We start from the raw sequence: 6332 nt of genomic DNA, 5'->3' as shown, positions 1-6332 counted from the left end.
GGACCTTCCGTTCCGGACACTCCGATCAGCACCCATGATGGAGCGGGTGAAGGGAATCGAACCCTCGTCATCAGCTTGGAAGGCTGCTGCTCTACCATTGAGCTACACCCGCGCACCGGAGGTCTGCCGGACGATGGTGGAGGAGGTTGGATTCGAACCAACGTAGGCATAGCCAACGGATTTACAGTCCGTCCCCTTTAGCCACTCGGGCACTCCTCCATCTCGTCCTGCTTCGCGCCGAAGCGGTCAGGATGGCTTCACGAAGAGCCCGCCCGGAGGGGCGAGCAATCCCGTGGCGCGTGTTATGCAGATGACGGGTAGTGGTGTCAACGCCGATTTGCAGATCATTTGGAAAATTTCCCAACTTTGCCCTACTCTGTCCTCCCGCGGCGGCACAAAAGCATTTCCGGTTCCGGATTTATCTTTGTTTGCAGTCGATTGCGGCACGCTGACTCATGGTGAAATTCGGCCGTTCTCCGCAGATAACGTCAGGTTCAGTCGTCCACCGCCGCAATTTATTTGTTGTAGCTACAACTATAATTGTTGTACATGCAACACAACGAACAACCGAAGAACCGAACCCGATGGATATCGAATGGATGGGCCGCGTTTGTCTGGCCCACGCCGCCAGGAGAACGGCCAATCTGGTGACCCGCCACTACAATGGCTATCTGGCGCCGCTCGGCCTGGAGGTTACTCAGGCCGTCCTGCTCGGGGTGATCGGCTCCGGCCGGGCGAACTCCTTGAGCGCGCTTGCCCGCCAGATGGGCATCGAACGGTCCACGCTTCAACGCAATCTGCAACCGCTGGAGCAGGCGGGTCTTGTCCGCAGATATAAAAAGGGGCCCAAGCAGGTGGTTCCGGAACTGACCGCGCAAGGCGAAGAACGGCTGGCGGAGGCTTATGAAGCCTGGCAGCGGGCCCAGAACAGCCTGACCGACACACTTGACGATCCGGATGCCGATGCAATCCGGGCGCATCTGTCGGCCCTGCGCAAGGCGGTTCATCGCGCCGAAGCGGTCACAACCGGCGTTTAAATCCAGTCACAAGAAAAATAGGGACACATCAGTCATGAGCGAAACACAGGCGGTCGACAGTTCCCCAAACCCCGGCGCCCTTCCCCGCGACATCATCGCCCGAATGACCGGCGTGGAAATCTTCGAGGCAATGATCGCCGGCCAACTGCCTGCGCCGCCGATCATGGTCACGATGGAGATGAAGCTTAGGGAAGCCGAACGCGGGCGCGTCGTCTTTACCGGGACGCCATCTGTCGCGCACATGAATCCGCAAGGCACCGTTCACGGCGGCTGGATCTCGACGATCCTGGATTCCGCCCTGACGTGCGCTGTCCATACCGACCTTGACGCCGGCGAACTGTGCACCACCACGTCGCTTACGGTGAACATGGTGCGCCCGTTGTTGCCCGACGCCGGAGAGGTCCGTTGCGAGGGCCGCCTTGTTCATCGGGGCCGGAGACTGGCGACGGCGGAAGGCAGCCTGTTCGATGTCACCGGCAAGCTGATCGCGCACGCGACGGTCAATTGCATGGTCTTCGGGATCGGCCAGTAGACCGGCCGATCCTCTCTGAACACCCAGCCAGAGGACTTACTGGCAGAAGCGCTTCTGACCGCCATAGGTCGTGTAATAGCCCGTATTCGGGTTGAAAGACCGGTATTTCCGACCGCAGTAGTCATACCATTGCGGCGTCCAGGGCTCCAGGCCACCTCCCCGCGGCGCGGACCGCGCGTTTTGTCGGGCAACGCAATCGTTGTAGGCCCGTTTATAGGCCCGGTCCCATTCGATCGAAGACTTGCCCGCGCCGGCCGCGGCGCCGACACCGCCGCCGATTGCGGCGCCCCGCCCCCAACTGCCGGTGACGGATCCGATCACACCGCCGACGACGGCACCGCCGACGGCGCCGCCAACCACATTGTTCCCGGTCCGGGTTGCCCGGTTGGCGTAATCGCGGGCGTAGCTGTCGCAGGATTGTGCGGAAGCCTGCGCAGCCATCATGGCCGATCCACTCAGCCCGAGAACGATCGCCAGCGCCGCATTCCGAATAAATCTGGTCATGATTTCACCTCGCTTAAGGGTTCCTGATATTAACGAATGTCTATCGCCAATGGTTCCATCTGCCCTTGATATCGCGCAAATGCGACGAAATCCCGCCGATGCGGCACAGGGCGGTTCGGTTGGTATCCGGCCGGATCTCTCGTATATATAAGACTATCTGAATTTAGGCCGGCAGCCCGCCGGAGCGCGGAGACGGTCCAGAGCAAATGACAGACATCCTGCTCGCAAACGAGCCCCTGATTCGCATTGCCTTCTTCCTCGGCGTTCTTTTCGTCATGGCGATCTGGGAGGCGGCCTCTCCCCGCCGCCGGCGGGAGATCCCCCGCGTGATTCGCTGGACCAACAACATCGGCGTGGTGTTCCTCGACAGTCTTCTTGTCCGGCTGACCTTTCCGATCGTGGCGGTGGGACTGGCGCTTCTGGCCGAGGAGCGCGGCTGGGGCCTGTTTAATGTCTTCGACGTCCCGGCCTGGTTGGCCATTCTCGTTTCGGTCGTCGCCCTCGATCTGGCAATCTACCTGCAGCACGTCATGTTCCATGCCGTGCCCGCCCTGTGGCGGCTGCACCGGATGCATCACGCGGATCTTGAAATCGACGTGACCACCGGCCTGCGCTTCCACCCGGTGGAAATCCTCCTGTCCATGGGGATCAAACTGGCCGTCGTCGCCGTGCTCGGCCCGCCCGCTGTCGCGGTGCTGATCTTCGAAGTGCTTCTGAACGCGACCGCCATGTTCAACCATTCCAACGTGAAGCTTCCCGGCGGCCTCGACCGGATCCTGCGCCTCTTCGTCGTGACGCCGGACATGCACCGGGTCCATCACTCCATCCACCCGGCGGAAACCAACAGCAACTTCGGCTTTAATCTGCCCTGGTGGGACCGGCTGCTCGGCACTTATACCGCCCAGCCCCGCGACGGCCATGAGGGCATGACCATCGGCATCGAACAGTTTCGTGACCTGCGCGAGCTGTGGCTCGACCGGATGCTGATCCAGCCCCTGCGCGGACCCGCCAGCGGCTACGCGATCAACCGGGAGCAGACCTACAAGAAAGAAGAACAGGAATGACCGGCCCAGGCTTCACCCGTACGCGCAAGCCCTTCTCCAGAATCGCCCTGACCGGGTTTCTTTTCGCTCTCATCGGCATGGGCCTGTTTGCCGCTGCCGTGATCGGCTATCGGAGCGGCACCTGGTTCGTGGCCGAGGTCATGAACCTCGCGGAGTGGGCCGTCTATGCAGCCGGCCTCGGCTGCCTGTTGTCCCTTGCCGGCCTTGTGATCTGTCGCCCCGGAGGCGGCCGGCGCGGCCTGATCGTCAGCCTCCTGGGGCTTGTCCTCAGCGCCCCGCTGCTCGGGATGACCGCCCGCTTCGATTACGCGGCACAGGCCTATCCGCCGATCAACGACATCACCACCGACCGGGAAGATCCGCCGGTCTTCTGGGATATGCCCAACCCGATCGACTATCCGGGAGGTGCGACAGCCGAGTTGCAGCGGGCGGCCTATCCGGATCTGGCGCCGCTGACCCTGGCGACGTCACCTGAGAAGACCCATGTACGCGCCCTCGATATCGTGAAAGGCCGGGGCTGGGAGATTGTCGCCGACGTGCCCGACGAGGGGCGGATCGAGGCGGTTGCCAGCTCGCTGATCTTCGGGTTCAAGGACGAAATCGTCATCCGCATTCAGGAGGACGGCGACGGCTCTCTCGTCGACATCCGCTCCCGTTCCCGGGTCGGCCAGATCGACCGCGGCGTCAACGCAAAACGCATCCGCGCGCTTCTGAAGGACCTGAAACAGGACGCGGAAGGATAGAACATCTTCCCCGCCACCCTTTTTAGCTCTAAGAGTGCGCCATGACCGACGACACTCCCAACCGGCGCTCCAAACGCCCTCCGACCAAGGGCGGCCGCATCCCGTTTGCCAAGAAGAAGCCCGCACCGCGCCGGCCCGGCCTGCCGCCGGAAGGCCCGATCCTGCTTTACGGCCTTCATACGGTGGAAGCTGCCTTCGCCAATCCGGACCGCAAGCGGCGCAAACTCTTTGCCACCGAGAACGCCCTGCGCCGGCTGGCCGAACGCGACATCAGGATCGATGTTCCGATCGAGACGCTGCAGCCGCGCCAGCTCGACCACATGGTCACCCGGGACGCCGTCCATCAGGGGCTGATCCTGGAAGCCGATCCCCTGCCCGCCTATGGGGTGAAGGAATTGAAGGGGGCCCGGCTGGTGCTGGCCCTCGACCAGGTCACCGACCCGCATAACGTCGGCGCGATCCTGCGCTCAGCCGTCGCGCTCGATGCCGATGCGGTGGTCACCACCGAGCGCCATGCGCCCGAGGAAGGCCCGGTTCTTGCCAAATCCGCCAGCGGCGCGCTCGACATGATCAAGCATGTGCGGGTCAAGAACATGGCTCGCTTCATCACCGAAATGGGCGAACAGGGCTTTTTCAGCGTCGCCCTCGACAGCGACGGCGAGGCCACGCTGGAAGAAACGGCGTTCGGTCCGAAGACCGTGCTGGTGCTCGGCTCGGAGGGAAAAGGCGTGCGCCAGGGCGTGCGCGAGGCCTGCGACAAGCTTGCCCGCGTCGACATGCCGGGCAAGATCCGCTCCCTCAACGTCTCCAACGCCGCCGTGCTCGCCCTTTATGTGGCGCGAGCGAAAATGGGACTGTAAGGGCGCCGAGATCCGAATTTTTCGGTCATTCCAGAAAAGTGAGGCGGAGCCGAACGATGATCTGGAATGACGGGATTTGTAGGGTATTGCCTACTTTCAGACCGTCATCCCGACCGAAGCGCAGCGGAGAGCCGGGACCTACTCGCAGTGCCGCCTGCCGCAGCCTTGATCGTGGGCGAAACGGCTCTGGAAACGAGTAGGCCCCGGGTCTCACTGCGTTCGCCCGGGGTGACGGCTTTTTGGGGGTGGGCCGCCGGAAAGAATGCCCTCACCGGAACACCATCCGCTTCGACGGGCCTGCCCTTGTAAACAGCAGCCCCGCCAACCGCTCCGTCTCCAGAAGCAACGGCTGCGGATCGGAACCCTCGCACAGGATCAACGCTTCCGCCTGGGCTCCTTGGGACCGGCCTTGTTTCGCCAGGCCGAGAAGCTGCACGACCCGCCGCTCGTCCGTTGTCAGGTTGTTGCGGCAGCACCGGCAGAAAGGGCTCATGAAGTCGATGGGCGTCGTCCGCGACAGGCGCAGCACCGTCAACACGCGCAAGACGCACCGCGCGACCGCCCAGCCCTGCAGCGGACCGAACCGCCGCTCCGCCGTCTCCATCGCCAGCTCCCAGGTCTGATTTTCGGGCCTGGCGTAGCTGAAGCAGAACAGCCTCAGGATTTCCAGAGCGGCCGCGGTCTCGTCCGGAAGACGCGGCACGTCGGGGCCGGCCGCCTCAGTGCTCATGCGCTCCCTCCTCATCCTCCGGAGGAATGCGGCCGAAGCTCAACAGGTTGCCATGCGGATCCAGAAGATGAAATTCCTTCATCTTCCAGGGCCGGACCTCATAGGCGCTGAGCCCCGGAACGCCCTTGCCGCGGAATTCCTCGTAGAGGGCATCAATCCCGCCCCCGCGAATATAGCAGCTGCTGTTTTCACAGAATTCCGGGCGGTCGGTCAGCCAGAAATGAAGCTCGAGCGGCCCGCGCCGCAGGATAACCCGTCCGTCCGCTTCGTAAATCGTCGAAAACCCGAGCAGACCTTCGTAAAAGCGCTTCGTCTCGGCGAAATCGAGCGACGGAAGCACCGGGATCGCTTCGACCTCGGCCACGGCGCTCACGCGCCCTCGACGGCCTCGAAGCCCTCGAACTGGGGCGGACCGGCATAAAGATGCTTGTTGCTGCCCGCGTTCTTGTGGGCATTGCGGAAATGCTCCGACCTGGTCCAGGCGATGAAATCGTCCTTGCTGGCCCAGATCGTGTGCGAGGCATAAAGCACAGTCGAGCCGTCTTCGGCTTCCGGCCCCTTCATCAGGTGAAAGCTCTTGAAGCCCGGCAGCTTGTCCAGCTCGGAATCCCGGTTCTTCCAGACCTCCTCAAACGCGCTTTCCTGGCCCTTGTTCACCCGGAACCTGTTCATAGCAAGAAACATTCCGCACTCCCCTTTATCGCTGATTTCGAATCGACCGTCGCCGGAACACCCGTCCCACCGGTTCGATTGCGGCACATCATAATAACATGACTATTATGTTCAAGTTTATTTCAAAAGAAAAAGAAGACGGATCGGCGCACGGCATCCTGCCCCGCCAGAAGCAGGCCGGATACCACGA

9 protein-coding genes and 2 tRNA genes are annotated in these 6332 nt (G+C 62.5%); 5 read left to right on the top strand and 6 right to left on the bottom strand.

Annotation, left to right across the window (positions count from 1 at the left end; translation table 11 throughout):
- Positions 1-38: 38 nt before the first annotated feature.
- Both ACN0SO_RS20610 and ACN0SO_RS20605 read right to left on the bottom strand, forming a co-directional pair.
- Positions 39-112: transfer RNA gene (locus ACN0SO_RS20610), tRNA-Gly, on the bottom strand.
- Between the two features lie 22 nt (positions 113-134).
- A tRNA-Tyr gene (locus ACN0SO_RS20605) sits at positions 135-219 on the bottom strand.
- A 365-nt stretch (positions 220-584) separates the two neighbouring features.
- Here ACN0SO_RS20605 and ACN0SO_RS20600 point away from each other — a divergent pair.
- Together ACN0SO_RS20600 and ACN0SO_RS20595 are read left to right on the top strand one after the other, a co-directional pair.
- Positions 585-1037, top strand: a complete 453-nt coding sequence (locus tag ACN0SO_RS20600; RefSeq protein WP_417680606.1) for a MarR family winged helix-turn-helix transcriptional regulator — start codon at positions 585-587, stop codon at positions 1035-1037.
- Between the two features lie 34 nt (positions 1038-1071).
- Entirely contained in the window at positions 1072-1569 is a 498-nt protein-coding gene (locus ACN0SO_RS20595) for a PaaI family thioesterase (RefSeq protein WP_417680605.1), read from the top strand.
- 36 nt (positions 1570-1605) lie between these two features.
- Here ACN0SO_RS20595 and ACN0SO_RS20590 read toward each other — a convergent pair whose 3' ends face one another.
- Complete coding sequence (locus ACN0SO_RS20590) at positions 1606-2073, bottom strand: BA14K family protein (protein WP_417680604.1); 468 nt, start codon at positions 2071-2073, stop codon at positions 1606-1608.
- Between the two features lie 206 nt (positions 2074-2279).
- Between ACN0SO_RS20590 and ACN0SO_RS20585 the strand changes: the two genes are divergently transcribed.
- Genes ACN0SO_RS20585 through ACN0SO_RS20575 form a run of 3 tightly spaced genes read left to right on the top strand, consistent with a single transcriptional unit; the run spans position 2280 to position 4740 of the window.
- Positions 2280-3137 carry a sterol desaturase family protein gene (locus ACN0SO_RS20585; protein WP_417680603.1) on the top strand — a complete coding sequence of 286 codons (858 nt, stop codon included), beginning with the start codon at positions 2280-2282 and terminating at the stop codon, positions 3135-3137.
- On the top strand, positions 3134-3880 hold the full coding sequence (locus ACN0SO_RS20580) for a DUF1499 domain-containing protein (RefSeq protein WP_417680602.1): 747 nt from the start codon (positions 3134-3136) through the stop codon (positions 3878-3880). The genes ACN0SO_RS20585 and ACN0SO_RS20580 overlap by 4 nt, the downstream gene beginning before the upstream one ends.
- A gap of 41 nt (positions 3881-3921) precedes the next feature.
- Complete coding sequence (locus ACN0SO_RS20575; RefSeq protein WP_417680601.1) at positions 3922-4740, top strand: TrmH family RNA methyltransferase; 819 nt, start codon at positions 3922-3924, stop codon at positions 4738-4740.
- A 268-nt stretch (positions 4741-5008) separates the two neighbouring features.
- Here ACN0SO_RS20575 and ACN0SO_RS20570 read toward each other — a convergent pair whose 3' ends face one another.
- Genes ACN0SO_RS20570 through ACN0SO_RS20560 form a run of 3 tightly spaced genes read right to left on the bottom strand, consistent with a single transcriptional unit; the run spans position 5009 to position 6154 of the window.
- Complete coding sequence (locus ACN0SO_RS20570; RefSeq protein WP_417680600.1) at positions 5009-5470, bottom strand: hypothetical protein; 462 nt, start codon at positions 5468-5470, stop codon at positions 5009-5011.
- Complete coding sequence (locus ACN0SO_RS20565) at positions 5460-5843, bottom strand: bleomycin resistance protein (RefSeq protein ID WP_417680599.1); 384 nt, start codon at positions 5841-5843, stop codon at positions 5460-5462. Before ACN0SO_RS20565 ends, ACN0SO_RS20570 begins: the two co-directional genes overlap by 11 nt.
- Positions 5840-6154 (bottom strand): antibiotic biosynthesis monooxygenase family protein, encoded by a 315-nt coding sequence (locus tag ACN0SO_RS20560; protein WP_417680598.1) that lies wholly within the window; start codon positions 6152-6154, stop codon positions 5840-5842. Before ACN0SO_RS20560 ends, ACN0SO_RS20565 begins: the two co-directional genes overlap by 4 nt.
- Positions 6155-6332: the final 178 nt, after the last annotated feature.

Origin of the sequence: Roseibium sp. (assembly GCF_048260565.1) — a bacterium.
Lineage (GTDB): Bacteria > Pseudomonadota > Alphaproteobacteria > Rhizobiales > Stappiaceae > Roseibium.
The sequence above is the reverse complement of the archived record's forward strand: the minus strand, read 5'-3'. Positions and strand labels throughout refer to the sequence as shown.

Bases quoted from the DNA above. Each gene is read 5' to 3' on its own strand.
- ACN0SO_RS20585 (WP_417680603.1), top strand. From the start codon at position 2,280: ATGACAGACATCCTGCTCGCAAACGAGCCCCTGATTCGCATTGCCTTC.
- ACN0SO_RS20580 (WP_417680602.1), top strand. From the start codon at position 3,134: ATGACCGGCCCAGGCTTCACCCGTACGCGCAAGCCCTTCTCCAGAATC.
- ACN0SO_RS20600 (WP_417680606.1), top strand. From the start codon at position 585: ATGGATATCGAATGGATGGGCCGCGTTTGTCTGGCCCACGCCGCCAGG.
- ACN0SO_RS20570 (WP_417680600.1), bottom strand. From the start codon at position 5,470: ATGAGCACTGAGGCGGCCGGCCCCGACGTGCCGCGTCTTCCGGACGAG.
- ACN0SO_RS20575 (WP_417680601.1), top strand. From the start codon at position 3,922: ATGACCGACGACACTCCCAACCGGCGCTCCAAACGCCCTCCGACCAAG.
- ACN0SO_RS20595 (WP_417680605.1), top strand. From the start codon at position 1,072: ATGAGCGAAACACAGGCGGTCGACAGTTCCCCAAACCCCGGCGCCCTT.
- ACN0SO_RS20560 (WP_417680598.1), bottom strand. From the start codon at position 6,154: ATGTTTCTTGCTATGAACAGGTTCCGGGTGAACAAGGGCCAGGAAAGC.
- ACN0SO_RS20590 (WP_417680604.1), bottom strand. From the start codon at position 2,073: ATGACCAGATTTATTCGGAATGCGGCGCTGGCGATCGTTCTCGGGCTG.